Raw genomic sequence first — 20,075 nt, 5'->3', positions numbered from 1 at the left:
ACCGGTTGACGCCCGCGCCGGTCATCTCTATACGCACCGCTCCGCCGCAGGTTCGTCCCGCGGCTTTTCTGTTTTGCTTTGCCTCAGGACGACGACCATGAAGGTCCGCAGCTCGCTCAAGTCGCTCAAGGGTCGCCACCGCGACTGCAAGGTCGTTCGCCGCAAGGGCGTGGTCTATGTGATCAACAAGACCGACCCGCGCTTCAAGGCCAAACAGGGCTAAGCGCCTTCGCGCCGGTGACGGCGCGGTCGAAAGTTTCGAGGCTGCGGACTTGTCCGCAGCCTTTTTCGCGCCCGTCGTTGAGTCGGGCGATGCGACGTGGTTAGCGTCGACCTGTCTTTCCGGAGTTCCTGCCATGGCCGATGACGCCGCCTTCGATTCGTCTCCCGACGTCCTGACCGCCACGGCCCAGGGCCGGCTGCGCACCATCATCGAGCGGCTGGAGCGTCTGGAAGAGGACAAACAGGCCGTCATGGCCGACATGAAGGAGGTCTTCGCCGAGGCCAAGGGCGAGGGCTACGACGTCAAGATCCTCCGCAAGGTCATCCGCATCCGCAAGCAGGACAAGGCCAAGCGCCAGGAAGAGGACGCCATCCTCGACCTCTATATGTCCGCCCTCGGCGAGATCTGACCCTGAAGCGAACCGGCTTCGGCGGGGGAAGGGGCGGTTCGAAGAAGCCGCCTCCCAGTCCATTTGAAGCCGAACGCAAGGCGGCACAGCGCGCTGCTCTCAACGCACTCAGGCGCGCAAAACGGGCCGCTGAGAAGGCCGGGATCGCCCTGTCCGAATGGGAGGGCGAGTTCCTTGATTCGGTGTCGGAGCGGGTGAAGACCCACGGCCGCGCCTTCGGCGATCCGGAGCTGGGCGCGCCCGGACAGGCCCTGTCCTCGATGCAGGGCCGCAAGCTCAAGGAAATCACGGCCAAGGCCAAGGGCGAGGAGCCCAGGCGGCGCTGGGGGCGCAAGACCCCCAAGGCCCCGGACGGCTGATCAGAACAGGATCTTGCGCAGCGAAATCCCGATGCTGCGGCCCTCGGGATCGAGGTAGTCGGGTTGGTAGTTCAGCGGCGTGTCCCCCGCGCTGCTGGTCACCTCGGTGCGGCTGTCGAACAGGTTGCGCACCCCGACCTGCAGGCGCGTGCCCTTCAGCCAGGGATATTTCTCGACCAGGCCGGTCTGGGAGCCGAGATCGACGAACAGATTCAGGTTGATCGTGGTCTGATCGGAGAAGAACAGGTCCGGACCGGATCCGCCGTCGATACGGGTGCCGTCGCGCCAGTTGCCGTTCAGGAAGGCCCCCATGCCGTTCTTGAACACGCCCATCTGCGCCTGAATCTCATGGCGGGGGCTGCCGCCCCGGCTCGAGGTCGCGGCGCCGTCCAGCAGATCGAGGATCGGCAGGCCGTCGGCGATCAGGATTTCATCCCGCACGCGGTAGGTGTGATAGAGCGAGACCATGAAGCGGCCCTGGCCCGGCTGCATGCCGCCGCCCCGCCGACCGCCGCCGCCCATGCGGACCGTCGGTCCGCCGCCGCCGCCCTCCCGCCGCTCCCCGCGCGGGCGGTCGCCGCCCACAGGTCCACCGATGATCACCGGCCCGCCGGCCCCCGGTTGGCCCGCGGCGCCGGCTGCGAGGGCCGTCGGCGTCCCGAAGGCCTTGGAGAAGTTGAAGCCGGTGCGGATGTCCTCGCGCTCCGCCCGGGCGAAGTTCAGCGGCCGCGTGTCGATCGAGACCAGCCTGCCGATGGGATCGTCCGGCGTCGGCGCCTCGCGGTTGAAGCGGCCGGGCAGGGCGGCTTCCAGGTCCGGCGTGATGGTCGGGAAGGCGTTGATCGAATCGTCGACGGCGTTGCGGGTCCAGGTCGAGCTGATCCTCAGATCCTCGTCCGTAAGCGGCTGAAGGGTGATCCCGACCTTCCAGATCCGACGGTTCTCGGCATTCAGGTTCGGATTGCCTCCGCTGAACTGGGTGACCAGCACGGTCTCGCCGGTCCGGAAGTCGAACACGGGCACATTGGGGGTGTCGATCAGCGGATTGTTGAGCTGGCTGATGCTCGGGGCGCCCTCCTCGTCGGTGTAGCTGGCGAGGAAGGAGAGCTTCTCTATGGGAGACCAGTTGATCGTGAGGCCCAGAATCGACAGGCCGCCGAAGTCCGACAGATCCTCAAAGCCGGCGTTCACGCCGATGGACAGGTCGCCGAGCAGGGGCAGGACCTCGGAGCGGCGACTGGCGATTGGGAAGTTCAGGTTGGTCAGGCCGCTGATGCGGTCACGGGACTGCCTGCGGTCCGTGGTCACGCCCCCCCGGGTGCTGGTGGATTCGAGCGACAGGCTGTCCGCCCCGACCTTGAAGGTGGTCGAGACGCCTCCGGCGGGGAGCTCCCAGAGGTCGCCGTTCAGCACCAGTTCTGTGTCGAGGCGCTGGGACACCGAACGGGCTGTGTCGTTCGCGGTCGGCGTGAAGTCGGCGAGCGCCAGCGGACCGAATGGGCTGGCGGTGGCGTCTCCGGCGGTGAGCCGGGCCTGGAAGGGGGCGGCGCCGTAACCGCGTCCGGTCACGGTGTCGGTTTCCACCCGCGTGAAGGCGCCGTTGAAGGTCCAGCGCCAGTCCTCTCCGAGGAAGCCGTCCAGCAGGACACCGGCCTCTCCCGTCAAGGTGTCGGTCCGGCGGCGCAGCGCGGCGGCGTCGTCCAGATAGCGGTAGACCAGCACGTCTTCGGCGAATGGCGAGAAGGGGTTGCCGTCGGGTAGCGTCAGGACCACGCCCGGCAAGCCGTTGAAGCTGCGGTCGCTTTGGTCCTCGAGACTGGCGCTGAAGGTCACCGAGGTTTCGCTGTTCAGGTCGCGCTTGATCGTCCCGCGGGCGGTCGAGCTCTCCGTCTCCGACATCAGGGTGCGATAGGCGCCCAGATCGTCCGTGCGCGGAGCTCCGCCGGCGGCGACGAAGTCGGCCAGCGTCGGATTGGCGCCACCGCCAGGTACGGGCGTGATCGCCGTGCCCAGGGCCGGATCGATCGCGATGCAGGTCGGGGGAGCGGCGTCCAGGCAGCCGGGCGTGTATCCGACGCTCGTGACGTTGCCGATCAGGTCGAAGGGAGTGGCGCCCGGCTCACGGGTCAGGTCGCGCTCGCTCTCGAACAGCGGCGACGCCTGTTCGTGTTCCAGATCGAGGGACCAGCGCTGGGCCCCGGAGATGCGCAGGAGGTTGGCATCCAATTCGGTGACGGTGCGGCCGCCCGCGGTAGGGACGCGCCCTTCGACCTGAGCGGTGATGGACCGGAAGTTCGACTTGAGGACGAAATTCACCACGCGCTGGTCGGCGCGGTATCCGTAGTCCAGAGCCACTTCCTCGGGGAGGATGTCGACCCGTTCGATGGCCTCGGGCGGAATGCCCTGGATTTCGCGGAAGCCGGAGATGCGCCGGCCGTTGACCAGCATCACCGGCTGACCTCCGGAGCCGCGCGAGCTGCGTGTGACGGGCTCCAGATAGGTCAGCAGTTCGGCGATGCTGGAGGCGCCGTAGGCCTGAATTTCCTCGGCGCTGAGAACCAGGTCCGGCGGAATGTCGCTGTCGACGCTGCCGCGCGGCCGCTGGGCGGTGACGTTGACCGTGCCGAGGTCGGTGGCGCCACGGGTGTCCTCGTCCGTCGCGGGGGGCGCCGGCGCCTCGTCCTGCGGCGCCGCCCCGGGCTCCTGGGCCTGCTGGGCCGAAGGCTGCTGCTGCGGCGGGGGAGCGGCCTGGGCTGGCGCGGTCTGGATCGCGCCGGCCATCAGGCCGGACAGGGCGGTGGTCACGAGCAGCATGCGTCGGCGTTCCGGGAAGGAGGATAACGGGCGTTCAACGTGCCGCGCCCGTATTTCCGTCGTGTTTCAGCGACGAAACCGGAAGTTGCGGCTTCGCTCGTGTCGCACGTTGGGCCGGTCCCGCTCAATGAACTTTCGTTGAGGCCGCCGACGTCGCCGGGGGATCAGCCGGCCTCTTTCAGCGCGCCTTCCAGGCCCTGTTCGCGAACCTTGCGGTACAGCGTCGAGCGGCCGATGCCGAGGCGGCGGGCGATCTCGGACATGTGACCGGCGTAGACCTCGATGGCGTGCTGGATCAGGTCGCGTTCGATCTCCTCGAGCGTGCGCAGGTGGCCGCGCTCGTCGAGGATGCGGATCGGCGTGTCCGGCAGCGGCGGGAGGTCGACGCCGCCATTCGCCGACGCGCCCGCCACCGTCTGCTCCGCCTCGCCCGCCCCGTGCTCGGCGGGCAGGAAGGGTGCGGCGACGCCCGAGATGGCGGGGAAATCGTGCGGCTGCAGGAAGGGCGAGTCGGACAGCACGATGGCGCGGTAGACGGCGTTCTCAAGCTGGCGGACGTTGCCCGGCCAGTCGAAGGCCGACAGCAGGGTCAGGGTCTCGGGCGCGCAGCCGGCGACGCGTTTGCCCTCCTCGACATTGAAGCGGGCGACGAAATGCTCGACCAGGGCCGGGATGTCCTCGCGCCGGTCGCGCAGGGCCGGGGCCTCGATCGGGAAGACATTGAGGCGGTAGAACAGATCCTCGCGGAAGCGGCCCTCGCGGACCTGTTCGGCCAGATCCCGATTGGTGGCCGAGACGATGCGGACATCGACCTTCACCGACCGCTTGGAGCCGACCGGGTCGATCTCGCCCTCCTGCAGCGCGCGCAGCAGCTTGACCTGCATGTCCAGCGGCAGTTCGCCGATCTCGTCGAGGAACAGGGTGCCGCCGTTGGCCTCGGCGAACTTGCCCAGGTGCTTGTCGCTGGCCCCGGTGAAACTGCCCTTCTCGTGGCCGAACAGGATCGACTCCACGAGGTTGACGGGCAGGGCGCCGCAGTTGACCGCCACGAACGGCTTGCCGCCGCGGTCAGAGGCGCCGTGCAGGGCGCGGGCGATGACCTCCTTGCCGACGCCGCTCTCACCGGTGATCAGCACCGGGATGCCGGATTTGGCCGCGCGCAGCCCCAGCGAGCGGACCATCCGCATCGGCGCGCTCTGGCCGACCAGATCGTCGAACGAGGTGCGGCCGGAGACATGCTTCTTCAGCCGGCCGACCTCGGCGGTCAGCTGGGTCATCTGCAATGCGTTGCGGACCCCGACCAGCAGGCGCTCGGCCGAGACTGGCTTGACGAAGAAGTCCTGGGCGCCGGCCTGCATGGCCTTGACCACCGCGTCGACCCCGCCCGAGGCGGTCAACACGATCACAGGGGTCGCGACGCCGGCGGTTCGAATCTCGGCCAGGGCCTCAAGGCCGCTCATGCCCGGCATGACCATGTCCAGCAGGACCACATCGGCGCCGCCGCCCTTCGTCAGGCGGTCGATGGCCTCGCCGCCGGATTCGGCGTGGACCACCGCGTATCCCTCGCGCTCCAGCACCGCCTGCGCCAGACGGCGCTGGGTGGGATCGTCATCGACCACGAGTACGGTCCGGCTCATCGCGGGTCACCCTTCATCATCACGTCGGCGGCCGGTCCTCGTTGCGCGGGACTGGCTCATTCCGGGACGTTTCTACCCCGCACAAGGTGAAGATCGGGTTGTGCGGGACGGTGAGCGCAGGGTTAACGGGGGGCGTCACATTCCGCGGGGCGCCAGGCGGCCGTGGCTCTCGCCCACGACCGGCGGCTGCGCTGCCGGTCGCGGAGAAGCCGCGGCCTCTGGTTCATCGCGGTCGCATTCGGGCGAACCCTCCTGGTGCCGGAAGCGCGTGCCGTTGAGGATCAGATCCGGAAAGGCCGGCGCCGCCGTCTCGAACTGGTTCGCTCGCAGGGCTTGCGCGACGTCAATCGAGCCCTCCTGGCAGGAAGGTGGCACATATTCCGCCCATTCGAACCAGCGTCCATCCGCCTCCCGCTTGAAGACAGAGAGCGCCCCACGGGCAGCCACAAGCACCTCCGTCGCTCCATCCCCGTCCAGGTCGAGCATGCGGGCTTCGCAAGGGGCGCCTTCCACACATCCGCTCAGCACCTCCCTCAGAGAGGAATACTGGTCCGTGAACGAGGCCGGCAGCACCGCGCCGACCGGGTTGGCGCGGATGCGAATGTCGTCCGCGGCGGGGAGAGAGTCTACGAGGTCGACGCCGTAACGGTGCTTCTCGGCCTGCATTGATTTCGCCAGCCCCGCGATCTCGTCGTTATCCGACCGCGCCAGTTTCGCCAGCGCGGCCTCGCCGGTCTTCCCACTCTCAAAGCGCAGGAAGGCGTAGTCGAACTGGTCCGGACTGACCGCCCCGCGCTCCAGCCGCGCGAGCTGGTCGGCGACCGACAGCCGGGCTGGATCGGCGATGGGGCTGAACAGGGCGAGGATCACCACGACCTCCAGCACGGCTGTCGCCACATTGGTGCGTTCCAGCGGCTGCATCCAGCCGGCGCCCTTGCGCCAGAGCGGGCTCAGCGCCGCGAAGCCGTAGCCAGCGGCGTAGGCGGCGCCGATCAGGGCGCAGGCGAAGGCGATGATCCGGTCCGGCGTCAGTCCGTGCTGGCCGATGCGCAGCGCCAGGCCCCAGAAGGCGATGATCAACAGCGGAGTCAGCAGGACGGCCGCGACGCGGACCGTCACGCGCAGGACCAGCGGCGGCAGGTTGTCGGCACGCCCGTCCTGGTAGGCCGTGTTGATGAGGATGATCAGGGCGGCGGCCGCGGACAGCACGAGCGCGGTGGCGCTGCCGGTCTCCCACAGGCCCTGAAGGCCGGTGAAGGGCAGGGCGGTGAGGAAGCCGGCGGCCAGCACCGTCATCAGCAGCAGCAGCCATGACAGCAGCATCAGCACCACGCTGCGGACACCGCGGATCAGCCCGTCGCGCACGTCGGTCAGGTGCACGGCGGTGGCGAACATCAGGGTGGTGACCGGGATGGCGAACCATTCCTCGCCGAGCAGGTCCTGCAGGAAGTCCAGTCCGATGACGTGGAACAGGGCCGCGCCGAGGAAGAGCAGCAGCCAGAAGGCGCCGGTGAAGCCAATGGACAGGGCGAGTTGCACTCCGGCTTTCCACGCCGTGTCGAAATAGGTCGGGAAGGCCGCGACCCACCTGCGCTCCAGGTCTCCGGGCAGCACCAGGTGGTGGCCGATGAACAGGGCGGTCGCCGCGAAGAGGGGCATGGGCCAGGGCAGGAAGGGGGGATGGCTGCGCGGGCCGTATTCGCTGATCGACTGGGCGGCGACGCCGTGCCACCCCAGCAGGGCCAGGAAGGCCGTGGCCGCGAGCGCCCACAGGGCGAGGGTCAGCGGTCGCATCCGACCGGCCCCGGCCAGCAGGAGGATCGGGACCATGACGAGGATCATCGCCAGCGGTCCCCACAGCTCGGGGATTGTTGCGGGCCAGCTGGGGCCGGAGCATCTGGACTCGTCGGCCAGATTGCACAGCCCCCAGCCCGAGGAGGCAGAGTCGTACAGCCACCACAGGGCCGCGCCCTGCAACAGGCCGACGGCGAGTCGGAAGGCGACCAGAAGGGGCGGGCTCTTGCGGCCCAGGCTGTTGCGGCCCGTGGCCTCGAGGACGTCGGTCATGCGGTCTCCCCTCCGTATGCCGGACCAACCTGCACCATATTCACCCTGTGCGTCTTGAGGATTTCTCGTGCAGATGGCGTGCATGGCCGCCGCCGCTTGAGTTTCCGGCCGGGCCGTGTATAGAGCGCGCCTTCTCCGTCGCAGCTTCGGCCGCGGCGGTCCTGTCCGAGAACTTCGGGGCGTGGGGGTCACCCGCGCCATAAATGCCAGAGAGCCCTCTGGCGCCGTGGGGAGATGGGGATGCAGACGACGCCAGACGCTCCGGTATCCGGACGTCGGAGTTCGAGCTTCCTTCGGACATTACGACCGGCCTGAACGCTTCGCAGCGATGCGCGGCGCTTGAGCCAAATCCGTCGTCGGGAATAAGCCCGGCGGCGAATACCAGACTGGAGACCGCAATGGACCGCGCACAAAAAGCCGAGTCGATCGAGACGCTGAAGGGCGTTTTCGCCGACGCGGGCGCCGTGGTCGTGACCCACAACCTGGGTCTGACCGTTGCGGACATGGAAGACCTGCGTGGACGCCTCCGCAAGGAAGGCGGCACGTTCAAGGTGGTCAAGAACCGCCTGGCGCTCAAGGCGCTCGAAGCCGACGAAGGCAGCGAATACCACGGCCTGTTCAAGGGTCCGGTGGGCATCGCCTACGCCTCCGACGCGGTGACGGCCGCCAAGATCACCGCCGAATACGCCAAGGCCAACGACAAGTTCGTGGTCCTGGGCGGCTTCATGGGTGAGAAGGTTCTGGACGCGAAGGGCGTGGAGACTCTCTCCAAGCTTCCGTCGCTGGATCAGATCCGCGCCTCGCTGCTCGGCCTGCTCAACGCTCCCGCGACCAGGATCGCCGGCGTCGTGCAAGCCCCGGCGGCCCAACTGGCCCGGGTGTTCAACGCCTACGCCACCAAGGACGCCGCGTAAGCGGACCCGCCTCTTTCATCTCTGCAAACTCTCTACTGAAACCCAATCCTCCGAAGGAACCTACTCATGGCCGATCTCGCCAAAATCGTTGAAGACCTGTCGTCGCTGACCGTTCTGGAAGCCGCCGAGCTGTCCAAGCTGCTGGAAGAAAAGTGGGGCGTCAGCGCCGCCGCTCCGGTGGCCATGGCCATGCCGGGCGCTGGTGGCGGCGCCGCCGCTCCGGCCGAGGCTGCTGAAGAGCAGACCGAGTTCACCGTCGTCCTGCTGGACGGTGGCGACAAGAAGATCAACGTCATCAAGGAAGTCCGCGGCGTCCGTTCGGACCTCGGCCTGAAGGAAGCCAAGGACCTGGTCGAAGGCGCCCCGCAGAACGTCGTCGAGAACGTCTCGAAGCAGAACGCCGACGAAATCGCCAAGAAGCTGACGGAAGCCGGCGCCAAGGTGCAGATCAAGTAAGAACGGGCCGTCCCTCGGGACATCCGTTGAACGGGCCGGGGAGCGATCCCCGGCCCGTTTTCTTTTGCCGACGGATTGCGGCAGCATGACTGGATGCTGCCCAATCTGATCACCGGCGTCCGGCTGCTGGCTCTCGTCCCGCTCTATGTCCTGGTCGCCCACGGCGGAGAGCCGGCGCGCGGTGCGGCGCTGGCCCTGTTCCTGCTCGCCGGCGCCAGCGATGTCGTCGACGGCTGGCTGGCCCGGCGCATGGGCCTGAGTTCCGCTTTCGGCGCCTTCCTCGACCTGATCGCCGACCGGCTGCTGACCCTCGCGGCCGTCGTCGGGTTGATCGCCGCGGGGCATCTGCCCGGCGTCTGGGCGGCGGCGGGCCTCCTGCTGGTGGTGCGCGACCTCGTTGTCGCCGGACTCAACGAGACCTTCGCCGGCCTCGGCATCCGGGTCACGACCGCCGAGAAGGCCAAGGTTGCCCTGCAGTTCCTCGGCCTGGCCCTGCTGATCGCGCCGGCCGGGGTGGAGGCCCAGGTCTGGGCCGGGCGAGGCGCGCTGGGGCTGTCGGCCCTGCTCGCCGCGATCCTGACAGTCGGCTACGTGCGCCGGGCGTCGGCTCCGCGCTAGCGCCGCCGCGGGGCGAGGATGTCGCCCAGCCGGTCCGGCGTGCCCTCCAGCCGCTCGAGGCGCGGGTAACGCAGGCCGCCGTGATAGTCGAAGCTGAGGGTGCGGAACTCGTCGCCCCGCTTCACCACCAGGACGATCGGCTCGCTGCCGCCCTTGGCCGCCGTGACAGCATTGCGGAGCGCCTCGGCCGAGGCCGTGCGGTCGCCCACGGCCACCAGCTCCCAGCCGGAGCCGAGGCCCTGCTCATAGGCGAGTCCGCCCCAGCGGACGCCGGTGATGCGGTTGCCCGAGCCGAGCGTGAAGCCCAGCGAATACTGGAAATCATTGGCCCAGCCGCCCTGCACCCGCTTCTCGACCGGGGTCAGGCTGTCGACATAGGTCAGGCGGTAGCCGCCGCGTGCGATGCCGTCCAGCGGAGCTCGAGCCTCGGGGCCGACCGCGTCGAGCCGGCTGCGCAGGAAGGTCGCCCAATCGTGGGGGTGGACCGCGTTCAGGTGCTGGACCACGTCCTCGAAAGTGTAGGGCCGCGCCTCCCAGACGCCGTCTTCCACGCCGTAGAAGGCCCTGGCGAAGTCATCGAGGGATTTGCGGTTGTTGGTGGCCTCGCGGATCAGGGTGTCGGCGTCGAGCCAGATCAGCAGGGCCTCGCGGTAATAGTCGCCGGTGCCTCGCATCCACGACGGCCACGGGTTGGTGGTGCGATAGCCGAGCAGATTGTGGTTGGTCGTGTCCTGCAGCGCCCGCCATTGGCGGCCCGGCTGGTTCTCGTAGAAGGCGGCGACCTCTGCGATGGTCGCCAGCTGCTCCTCCTTCGACGCCAGGCCCGAGCGTGCGGTGAGCACCTCGCCCCAGTACTCGGTCTGGCCCTCGTAGACCCACATCAGCGAGTTCTGGGTCGGGACGTTGAGGTTGGGCACATATTCGTCGGACGGCCGCCGGAACTTGCCGTTCCAGCTATGGGTGTACTCGTGCGGCAGCAGCGCCAGGGTGCCGAAGCTCTTTTCCATCCCGTCGGTGAAGAAGTCCGGCGGGGCGGAGTTCTCGGACGACCGGTGGTGCTCCAGACCGATGCCGCCCATGCGCTCGGTCAGGGCCAGCAGGAAGTCGTACCGGTCGTAGTGGCGGGCGCCGTAGAGGTAGTCGGCCTGGTCGACCATCGCCCGGTACTTGCCGATCTGCTCGTCGGTCGCGGCGAGGTTGGCGGCGGAGTCCGCGACCATGTTCAGGAACACGGGCGAGCGGCCGCCCGGATCCAGATCGACGCGCCTGAAGTGGGCCCCGGCGAACATCGGACTGTCGGCCAGATGCTCCAGCGAGATCGGGGCGAAGGTGATCACGTCGCCCTCACGCCCGGTGGCCTCCAGCGCCGAACCCTGCTGCCAGCCGGCCGGCAGTTTCACGGACGGGGCGAAGGTGATGCGGCTGTGGGCGTAACCGGCCGGGTAGAGCAGCGCCTTCTCCCACTGCAGATTGACCATCTCCGGGGTCATGACCACGCGCCAGACGGCGTTGCTCGGCTGGGTCAGCCACTCGAACGCCACTTCGATCGAACTGACTCCGGCGGGGATGTCGAGGTGGAAGGCGTGGGGATCGACGGTGTCGCGCACCCACTCGATACGCCGCCCGTTGCCGGTGACGGTGACGCCCGAGATCAGCTGGATGGGGCCGGTGTCGGCGTGGTTGCCCGGAATGAATTTCGGATACTGCAGGACCAGATGACCGGCGCTGACCGGCACCGTCTGGCGCACCCGGATGACCTGGTGATCCAGGTCGGTGAGATCAGCCTGGATTGCGATGACGCCGGGATAGTCGCGGTCCTGCGGCGCCGGGATCGGCGGCAGCGAATGCGGCAGGCTGGTCGGCGCGGGCAGGGGCGTTTGCGCCTGCGAGGCCGGGACCTGCGCCACCGCCGGAATGGCGGCGGCAGCGAGAAGCAGGGCGAGGGCGGTGGATTTCAACATCGGTCGTTCCCTCGTGATCAGCGCCGGCGGGGGGCGAGGATGTCGCCCAGCCGGTCCGGCGTGCCCTCGATCCGCTCTAGGTGCGGGTAGCGCAGGCCGTCGTGGTAGTCGAAGCGCACCGTGCGGAAGCGGTCGCCGCTCTTCAGCATCATCTCGATCGGCGTTGAATTGCCCTTCGAGGCCGTGATGGCGTCGGCGATCGCGGTCGGGCTGGCGGCGCGGCCGTTGACCGCCACGACCTCCCAGCCGGAGGTCAGGCCGGCCTCGAACGCCGGCGAACTCCAGCGCACCGAGGTGATCCTGTTCGCGGCGTTGGTCATGATGCCGAGCGAGTACTGGAAATCATTGCGGCCGAGCTCGGTGTACAGCGCCTTGTGGTAGGCGTTCATGGCCTCGCGCCAGACCAGCCGGTAGCCGCCGCGCTCGATGCCGCCGAGGGGAGGCGCGGCGTCGGGACCGACGGCGTCCAGCCGCGTGCGCAGGAACCCGGCCCAGTCGTTGGCCTGCACGCCGCTCAGGGTCGAGGTGATGTCGTCGAAGGTGTAGGGCCGCGGATCCCAGTCGCCGTCGTCGACGCCGAAGAAGGCTTTTGCGAAGTCGTCCAGCGACTTGCGGTCGCCGGTCCGCTCGCGGATCCAGGTGTCGGCGTCCAGCCAGATCAGGGCGCCTTCGGAATAGTAGTCCTCGCTGCGCTGATAGGTGCTCCACGGCTGAGGCCGGCGCTGGGCGATGATCGGATCGTTGGTGGTGTCCTGCATGGCGCGCCACTGGCGGCCCGGCATGGTCCCGTAGTTGGCGGCGGTCATGGCGAACCAGTCCAGCGCCTGCTGCTTGCTGGACAGGCCCGCCCGCGCGGTCAGCACCTGACCCCAGTACTGGGTCTGGCCCTCGTAGACCCACAGCAGCGAATTCTGCAGCGGCTCGTTCAGCGTGGGGGTCAGCTGGTCAGCGGGGCGCCGCCACTTTCCGTTCCACGAGTGGGTGTATTCGTGGCCCAGCAGGTCGCGGTCGGCCAGGGTGCTGGTCCGGTCCGTGAAATAGTCGGTGTCGACGCTGTTCTCGGACGAGCGGTGATGCTCGAGCCCGATGCCGCCCAGCTTGTCGCTGACGGCGAGCAGGAAGTCGTAGTGGTTGAAGTGGCGAGCCCCGAACAGGCGGTCGGCCTGGTCGACCAGGTTGCGGTGCAGCTCGATGTGCTCGTCGGTGGCGGCCAGCATGCCGGCTTCGTCGGCCACGACGTTCAGCCGGACCGGCGAGCGGCCGCCCGGATCGAGGTCGATCTGGCGGAAATGCCTGCCGGCGAACACGGGGCTGTCGGCGAAATGTTCGAGGGTGACGGGCGCGAACGTCGCCACGCCGTTCTGGAAGCTCTCGGTGTCCAGGGCCGTGCCGTACTGCCAGCCGGCCGGCAGGCGCAGGGTCGGACGGAAGGTGATCTGGCTGGAATAGTAGCCCGCCGGGTAGAGCAGGGCCTTCTCCCACTGGATGTTGAGCATGTCGTCGGTGATGACGACCCGGCCCTGGTCGCCGTCGATCGGAGTCAGCCATTTGAACGAGACCTCGATCGAGGCTGCGCCCGCCGGAACATCCACCTGGAAACCATTGGTGTGGACGGTGTTGCGCACCCAGCGCAGCGGCTGGCCATTGGCGGTCACGCGCAGGTCGGCGACGTCGTCCACCGGGCCCACCGGACCGTGGTTGCCGGGGATCCACTGGGGATAGAGCAGAATCAGCGGGCCAGGGGCCGCGACGGGGATGGTCTGCCTCACCGAGACTATGCGGCGGTCGATATCGGTGGCGTCCATCTCCAGCGAGATCACGCCGGGGTAGGGGGCGTCGCGCGGCGCGGGGATCGGCGCCAGCGTCCGGTCCAGCGCCGGCGTTCCGACCTGGGCCAGCGCCGGCATCGAGCCGAACAGCAGCGCGACGGCGCAGGCGGAGGCGAACAGACGGGCGGGACGCATCATCGGAGGCTCTCGGGCAGTGAGGTTCGGCGGCACGCTAGAGCGCCTTGCCGCCCAGCCGGATTAAATCCCTGTCATGTTGGCGGTTCCCCTGCCGCGACGATGCCGCGAATCCGCGCTCACATGTTCATCTGTTGAAGTCTGCGTCTGTCCCGGTCGTGTCCCCGTTTGTCCTGAGCCTGTCTCCCCGACAGGGACAAATGGGGCGGGTACAAAACCGTCAGTTCGCCGGCTTCACTTCCAGCAGTTCGACGGTGAACAGCAGGGTCGAGTTGGGCGGCAGCTCGTCGCCGCCGATCCAGCGCTCGCCGTAGCCGAGCGAGGCGGGAATGACGAACTCGAACTTTTCGCCCTCACGCATCAGGCCGACGCCCTCGGTCCAGCCCTTGATGACGCGGTTGAGCGGGAATTCCGCAGGCTCGTTGCGGGCATAGGAGCTGTCGAATTCGCGCCCGTCGACGAAGGTCCCGCGGTAGTGGACCCTGACCGTATCCGTCGCCGCTGGCTGACGGCCCTCGGGCCGGGCCGGGCCGACGCGGCGGTACTGAAGGCCGGAGGCGGTGGTGGTCCAGCCGCCCTTGCTCGCGTTCCAGGCCAGATAGGCGGCGTTGCCCGCGTCCCAGTTGGCCTGGGTCGAGGATCCCGAGAAGTCGTAGGGATTCGGCCCCGCCGAGGCGCAGGCGGCGAGGGTCAGGGCGGCGGCGGCCGCTAGCGCGATGCGTGTCATGCGGCGACGCTATTTTCCCTGCTGCCGCAAAGCAATGGGGGCCGACGGCCGGCGAAAGCGCGGTCTCGGGCGATACCGACGAAAAAGGACGGCGACGGTCTTTATTTCGCCGTCAAAGCGAGTATATCAGCGCGTTCCGCTAACTCCGTGAGAGATACGCGCGAAAGCGCCGAGGCCCGGTTTGTCGCCCTCCGACCGGTGCGAAGGCGCGCTCCTCCCCAAGGGAGCCCTACATTTCAGGCGTCCTGGGACCGCAAGGCCCGAGGGTGGACGCCGAAACCGATGGTCACGGGTCGCCGGAATGGCGGAGCCGTGGCTGCTGCATTGAGCAGGCTGCCCGGCCTGCCGCATTGGGAAGACAGAATGGCCAAGTCGAAAGCGGAACTCACCGTCAACGGTCAGTTCCTCACCGCCACCTCGTTCACTGGCAAGAAGCGCATCCGCCACTCCTTCGGGCGTATCCCCGAAGCGGTGCAGATGCCGAACCTGATCGAGGTTCAGCGCGCCTCCTACGAGCAGTTCCTGCAGCGCGAGGTCCGCTCGGGCCCGCGCAAGGACCAGGGCATCGAGGCGGTGTTCAAGTCGGTCTTCCCGATCAAGGACTTCAACGAACGCGCCATCCTGGAATACGTCTCCTACGAATTCGAGGACCCCAAATACGACGTCGAGGAATGCATCCAGCGCGACATGACCTATGCCGCACCGCTGAAGGTCAAGCTGCGCCTGATCGTCTTTGAATCGGACGAGGAGACGGGCGCGCGCTCGGTCAAGGACATCAAGGAGCAGGACGTCTACATGGGCGACATCCCGCTCATGACCGACAAGGGCACCTTCATCGTCAACGGGACCGAGCGGGTGATCGTGTCCCAGATGCACCGTTCGCCGGGGGTCTTCTTCGACCACGACAAGGGCAAGACGCACAGCTCGGGCAAGCTGCTGTTCGCCGCCCGCGTCATCCCGTACCGCGGTTCTTGGCTCGACTTCGAGTTCGACGCCAAGGACATCGTCTACGTCCGCATCGACCGCCGCCGGAAGTTGCCGGCCACGACCTTCCTGATGGGTCTGGGCATGGACGGCGAGGAAATCCTCAAGACCTTCTACGAAACCGTGCCCTACGAGAAGCGCGGCGAAGGCTGGGTCACGCCCTACAAGGCCGAGCGTTGGCGCGGGGTGAAGCCGGAGTTCGATCTGGTCGACGCCGACACCGGTGAAGTCATCGCCGCCGCGGGGACCAAGATCAGCGCCCGTCAGGCCAAGAAGCTGGCCGACACGACCACCTCGCTGTCGCTGGCCGCCGACGCCCTTCTGGGCAAGTATCTGGCCGCCGACGCCGTCAACTACGAGACCGGCGAGATCTACGCCGAAGCCGGCGACGAGCTGGACCAGCCGACGATTGAGCTGCTGGAAAGCCACGGCTTCACCACCATCGACGTGCTGGACATCGACCACGTCACGGTCGGCGCCTACATGCGCAACACCCTGCGCATCGACAAGAACACGGGCCGCGAGGACGCGCTGTTCGACGTCTACCGCGTCATGCGTCCGGGCGAGCCGCCGACCCCGGAAGCCGCCGAAGCCATGTTCAACTCGCTGTTCTTCGACAGCGAGCGCTACGACCTGTCGGCCGTCGGCCGGGTCAAGATGAACATGCGTCTGGAGACCCCGGAGGTCTCGGACGAAATCCGCGTGCTCCGCAAGGAAGACGTGCTGAAGGTGCTGCAGATTCTCGTCGGCCTGAAGGACGGCCAGGGCGAGATCGACGACATCGACAACCTCGGCAACCGCCGCGTCCGTTCGGTCGGCGAACTGCTGGAGAACCAGTACCGCGTCGGCCTGCTGCGGATGGAGCGCGCCATCAAGGAGCGCATGTCCTCTGTCGATATCGACACGGTCATGCCGCACGACCTGATCAACGCCAAGCCGGCCGCCGCGGCCGTGCGCGAGTTCTTCGGTTCGTCGCAGCTGTCGCAGTTCATGGACCAGACCAACCCGCTGTCGGAGATCACCCACAAGCGCCGTCTGTCGGCGCTTGGCCCCGGCGGCTTGACCCGTGAGCGCGCGGGCTTCGAAGTCCGCGACGTGCACCCGACCCACTACGGCCGGATCTGCCCGATCGAGACGCCGGAAGGTCCGAACATCGGCCTGATCAACTCGCTGGCCACCCACGCGCGGGTCAACAAGTACGGCTTCATCGAGAGCCCGTACCGGCGCGTGAAGGACGGCAAGGCCACGGACGAGGTGGTCTACATCTCGGCCATGGAAGAGGCGAAATACACCATCGCCCAGGCCAACATCGAGCTGAACAACGGCGAGATCGTCGAGGACCTGGTCCCCGGCCGGATCAACGGCGACTCCCAGCTGCTGATCAAGGCCGACGTCGACATGATGGATGTGTCGCCGAAACAGGTCGTCTCGGTCGCCGCCGCCCTGATCCCGTTCCTGGAAAACGACGACGCCAACCGGGCGCTGATGGGCGCCAACATGCAACGCCAGGCCGTGCCGCTGGTGCAGTCGGACGCGCCGCTGGTCGGCACCGGCATGGAGGCGGTCGTGGCCGTGGACTCCGGCGCCGTCGTGGTCGCCCGTCGTGACGGCGTCGTCGAGCAGATCGACGGTACCCGCATCGTCGTGCGCGCCACCAACGAGCAGGACGCCAGCCGTTCGGGCGTCGACATCTACCGCCTGTCGAAATTCCAGCGTTCCAACCAGTCGACCTGCATCAACCAGCGCCCGATCGTGCGCGTGGGCGATGAGGTGAAGGCCGGCGACGTCATCGCCGACGGTCCGTCGACCGACCTCGGCGAACTGGCGCTGGGCCGCAACGCCCTCGTCGCCTTCATGCCCTGGAACGGCTACAACTTCGAAGACTCGATCCTGATCTCGGAGCGCATCGTGCGCGACGACGTCTTCACCTCGATCCACATCGAGGAGTTCGAGGTCATGGCCCGCGACACCAAGCTGGGCCCGGAAGAGATCACCCGCGACATCCCGAACGTTGGCGAGGAAGCCCTGCGCAACCTCGACGAGGCCGGCATCGTGGCGATCGGCGCCGAAGTCCAGCCGGGCGACATCCTCTGCGGCAAGGTCACGCCAAAGGGCGAAAGCCCGATGACGCCGGAAGAGAAGCTGCTGCGCGCCATCTTCGGCGAGAAGGCGTCTGACGTCCGCGACACCAGCCTGCGCCTGCCCCCGGGCGTCGCCGGCACCATCGTGGAAGTGCGCGTCTTCAACCGGCACGGCGTCGACAAGGACGAGCGCGCCCTGGCCATCGAGCGGGAAGAGGTCGAGCGTCTCGGGAAGGACCGCGACGACGAGCTGAAGATCCTCGAGCGCAACACCTACGGCCGTCTCGAAGCCCTGCTGATCGGCAAGAGCGCCGTCTCGGGTCCCAAGGGCCTGGGCCGCGGCGAGATCACCAAGGACAAGCTGGGCGAGGTCTCCTCGCGCGGCCTGTGGTGGCAGATCGCCCTCGACGACGAAAAGGCGATGGGCGAGATCGAGGCCATGAAGCGTCAGTTCGAGGAAGCGCGTAAGCGCCTCGACCGCCGCTTCGAGGACAAGGTCGAGAAGCTCCAGCGCGGCGACGAACTGCCCCCTGGCGTCATGAAGATGGTCAAGGTCTTCGTGGCCGTGAAGCGGAAGCTTCAGCCGGGCGACAAGATGGCCGGCCGGCACGGCAACAAGGGCGTCATCTCCAAGATCCTGCCGATCGAGGACATGCCGCACCTGGAAGACGGCACCTCGGTCGACGTCGTGCTGAACCCGCTGGGCGTGCCCTCGCGCATGAACGTCGGCCAGATCTTCGAGACCCACCTGGGTTGGGCCGCCGCCGGCCTCGGCAAGCAGATCTCGCGTCTGCTCGAGGAATGGCAGAACGGCGGCCAGCGCAAGGCGATCGTCGACTGGCTGGTCAGCGTCTACGGCGAGGACCAGGAACTGCCCGAGTCGGACGAGGAACTGGTCGAGCTGGCCCGCAACCTGTCCAAGGGCGTCCCCTTCGCGACCCCGGTCTTCGACGGCGCGCACATCGACGACATCGAGAACCTGCTCGAGAAGGCGGGCCTGAACCGCACCGGCCAGTCCATCCTGTTCGATGGTCAGACCGGCGAGCAGTTCAAGCGTCCGGTGACCGTCGGCTACATCTACATGCTGAAGCTGCACCACCTGGTGGACGACAAGATCCACGCTCGCTCGATCGGCCCGTACTCGCTGGTCACCCAGCAGCCGCTGGGCGGCAAGGCGCAGTTCGGCGGTCAGCGCTTCGGGGAAATGGAGGTCTGGGCGCTGGAAGCGTACGGCGCCGCCTACACCCTGCAGGAGATGCTGACGGTGAAGTCGGACGACGTGGCCGGCCGTACGAAGGTCTACGAGTCCATCGTGCGCGGCGACGACACCTTCGAGGCCGGCATTCCGGAGAGCTTCAACGTGCTCGTGAAGGAAATGCGGTCGCTCGGCCTCAACGTGGAGCTGGAGAACAGCTGATCGAAATCGGCCCCTTCGCCGCGGAAGCGGCGAGGGGGCCCGGTCGCCTCCGCCCCTCTATCTTTTTCTGCGAAGCCTCCCCTTCGCACTGACGAACTGGAAGTTCCATGAACCAGGAAGTCCTGAATATCTTCAATCCGGTCCAGGCCGCTCCGACCTTCGACCAGATCCGCATCTCGCTGGCCTCCCCGGAGAAGATCCGGTCGTGGTCGTTCGGCGAGATCAAGAAGCCAGAGACGATCAACTACCGCACGTTCAAGCCCGAGCGTGACGGCCTGTTCTGCGCCCGCATCTTCGGTCCGACGAAGGACTACGAGTGCCTGTGCGGCAAGTACAAGCGCATGAAGTACAAGGGCATCATCTGCGAGAAGTGCGGCGTCGAGGTCACCCTCGCGCGCGTCCGCCGCGAGCGGATGGGCCACATCGAGCTGGCCTCGCCCGTCGCCCACATCTGGTTCCTGAAGAGCCTGCCGTCGCGTATCGCCCTGATGCTCGACATGGCCCTGAAGGACGTCGAGCGGGTCCTGTACTTCGAGTACTACATCGTCACCGAGCCGGGCCTCACCCCGCTGAAGCTGCACCAGCTGCTGAACGAGGACGAGTACTACCGCGCCCAGGAAGAGTACGGCGACGACAGCTTCACCGCCGAGATCGGCGCCGAGGCGGTCCGGAACATGCTGATCGGCATCGACCTGCACAAGGAAGCCGAGCGGCACCGTGAGGAGCTGGCCGGCACCCCGTCGGAGATGAAGGCCAAGAAGGCGTCCAAGCGCCTCAAGCTGATCGAGGCCTTCCTCGAGAGCGGCAACAAGCCCGAGTGGATGATCCTGACCGTGGTGCCGGTGATCCCGCCCGAGCTGCGCCCGCTGGTGCCGCTGGACGGCGGCCGCTTCGCCACCTCGGACCTGAACGACCTCTACCGCCGCGTCATCAACCGCAACAATCGCCTCAAGCGCCTGATCGAGCTGCGCGCGCCGGACATCATCATCCGCAACGAGAAGCGGATGCTGCAGGAGGCCGTCGACGCCCTGTTCGACAACGGCCGCCGCGGCCGGGTCATCACGGGCGCCAACAAGCGTCCGCTGAAGTCGCTCGCCGACATGCTGAAGGGCAAGCAGGGCCGCTTCCGCCAAAACCTGCTCGGCAAGCGCGTCGACTACTCGGGCCGCTCCGTGATCGTGGTGGGTCCGGAGCTCAAGCTGCACCAGTGCGGCCTGCCGAAGAAGATGGCGCTCGAGCTGTTCAAGCCGTTCATCTACTCGCGCCTCGACGCCAAGGGTCTTTCGATGACCCTCAAGCAGGCGAAGAAGCTCGTCGAGAAGGAGCGCCCGGAGGTCTGGGACATCCTCGACGAGGTGATCCGCGAGCATCCGGTGATGCTGAACCGTGCCCCCACGCTGCATCGCCTCGGCATCCAGGCCTTCGAGCCTGTGCTGATCGAGGG

At 67.6% G+C, this 20,075-nt stretch carries 13 protein-coding genes and 1 pseudogene; 8 read left to right on the top strand and 6 right to left on the bottom strand.

Translation table 11 applies throughout. The features are described 5' to 3' along the window. Positions 1 to 97 precede the first annotated feature (97 nt). The 3 genes from ykgO to VEA62_RS09265 all read left to right on the top strand — a co-directional run bounded on the left by ykgO (position 98) and on the right by VEA62_RS09265 (position 991). The gene (gene ykgO / locus VEA62_RS09275; protein ID WP_168044709.1) at positions 98 to 223 is read left to right on the top strand and encodes a type B 50S ribosomal protein L36; all 126 of its coding nucleotides are present in this window, start codon (positions 98 to 100) and stop codon (positions 221 to 223) included. Positions 224 to 356: 133 nt separating this feature from the next. Beyond that, positions 357 to 632 (top strand): DUF2312 domain-containing protein, encoded by a 276-nt coding sequence (locus tag VEA62_RS09270; RefSeq protein WP_324820833.1) that lies wholly within the window; start codon positions 357 to 359, stop codon positions 630 to 632. Between the two features lie 2 nt (positions 633 to 634). Continuing rightward, positions 635 to 991 (top strand): hypothetical protein, encoded by a 357-nt coding sequence (locus VEA62_RS09265; protein ID WP_324820890.1) that lies wholly within the window; start codon positions 635 to 637, stop codon positions 989 to 991. On the opposite strand, the gene VEA62_RS09260 is transcribed toward VEA62_RS09265, so the two are convergent. From VEA62_RS09260 to VEA62_RS09250, 3 genes are all read right to left on the bottom strand, one after another. After that, positions 992 to 3,805 (bottom strand): TonB-dependent receptor plug domain-containing protein, encoded by a 2,814-nt coding sequence (locus VEA62_RS09260; protein WP_324820831.1) that lies wholly within the window; start codon positions 3,803 to 3,805, stop codon positions 992 to 994. Between the two features lie 164 nt (positions 3,806 to 3,969). Beyond that, positions 3,970 to 5,442, bottom strand: coding sequence for a sigma-54 dependent transcriptional regulator (locus VEA62_RS09255; RefSeq protein ID WP_324820829.1), 1,473 nt, complete (start codon positions 5,440 to 5,442; stop codon positions 3,970 to 3,972). Between the two features lie 135 nt (positions 5,443 to 5,577). Next, complete coding sequence (locus VEA62_RS09250; RefSeq protein ID WP_324820827.1) at positions 5,578 to 7,509, bottom strand: DUF4153 domain-containing protein; 1,932 nt, start codon at positions 7,507 to 7,509, stop codon at positions 5,578 to 5,580. Between the two features lie 398 nt (positions 7,510 to 7,907). Here VEA62_RS09250 and rplJ point away from each other — a divergent pair, with 398 nt between their 5' ends. From rplJ to VEA62_RS09235, 3 genes are all read left to right on the top strand, one after another. Next, a complete protein-coding gene (gene rplJ / locus VEA62_RS09245; RefSeq protein ID WP_324820825.1) occupies positions 7,908 to 8,423 on the top strand; it encodes a 50S ribosomal protein L10 in 516 nt (171 codons plus the stop codon). Between the two features lie 66 nt (positions 8,424 to 8,489). Further along, positions 8,490 to 8,879 carry a 50S ribosomal protein L7/L12 gene (gene rplL / locus VEA62_RS09240; RefSeq protein ID WP_324820823.1) on the top strand — a complete coding sequence of 130 codons (390 nt, stop codon included), beginning with the start codon at positions 8,490 to 8,492 and terminating at the stop codon, positions 8,877 to 8,879. A 93-nt stretch (positions 8,880 to 8,972) separates the two neighbouring features. Further along, positions 8,973 to 9,497: a CDP-alcohol phosphatidyltransferase family protein gene (locus VEA62_RS09235; protein ID WP_324820820.1), complete on the top strand. Its 525-nt coding sequence runs from the start codon at positions 8,973 to 8,975 to the stop codon at positions 9,495 to 9,497. Here the strand turns inward: VEA62_RS09235 and VEA62_RS09230 are convergent. The 3 genes from VEA62_RS09230 to VEA62_RS09220 form a co-directional block, all read right to left on the bottom strand. Continuing rightward, positions 9,494 to 11,458 (bottom strand): peptidase M61, encoded by a 1,965-nt coding sequence (locus VEA62_RS09230; protein WP_324820817.1) that lies wholly within the window; start codon positions 11,456 to 11,458, stop codon positions 9,494 to 9,496. The genes VEA62_RS09235 and VEA62_RS09230 overlap by 4 nt on opposite strands. Positions 11,459 to 11,475: 17 nt before the next feature. Beyond that, entirely contained in the window at positions 11,476 to 13,422 is a 1,947-nt protein-coding gene (locus tag VEA62_RS09225; protein ID WP_414641870.1) for a M61 family metallopeptidase, read from the bottom strand. A 220-nt stretch (positions 13,423 to 13,642) separates the two neighbouring features. Further along, the gene (locus tag VEA62_RS09220) at positions 13,643 to 14,149 is read right to left on the bottom strand and encodes an FKBP-type peptidyl-prolyl cis-trans isomerase (protein ID WP_324820814.1); all 507 of its coding nucleotides are present in this window, start codon (positions 14,147 to 14,149) and stop codon (positions 13,643 to 13,645) included. A gap of 363 nt (positions 14,150 to 14,512) precedes the next feature. Here VEA62_RS09220 and rpoB point away from each other — a divergent pair, with 363 nt between their 5' ends. Together rpoB and VEA62_RS09210 are read left to right on the top strand one after the other, a co-directional pair. Next, positions 14,513 to 18,631, top strand: a complete 4,119-nt coding sequence (gene rpoB, locus VEA62_RS09215; RefSeq protein ID WP_324820811.1) for a DNA-directed RNA polymerase subunit beta — start codon at positions 14,513 to 14,515, stop codon at positions 18,629 to 18,631. 107 nt (positions 18,632 to 18,738) lie between these two features. Then, a pseudogene (locus VEA62_RS09210) lies at positions 18,739 to 20,075 on the top strand (DNA-directed RNA polymerase subunit beta'); the annotation flags it as partial.

The organism is Brevundimonas sp. (assembly GCF_035627475.1).
In the GTDB taxonomy this organism is placed as follows: Bacteria; Pseudomonadota; Alphaproteobacteria; order Caulobacterales; family Caulobacteraceae; genus Brevundimonas.
The sequence above is the reverse complement of the archived record's forward strand: the minus strand, read 5'-3'. Positions and strand labels throughout refer to the sequence as shown.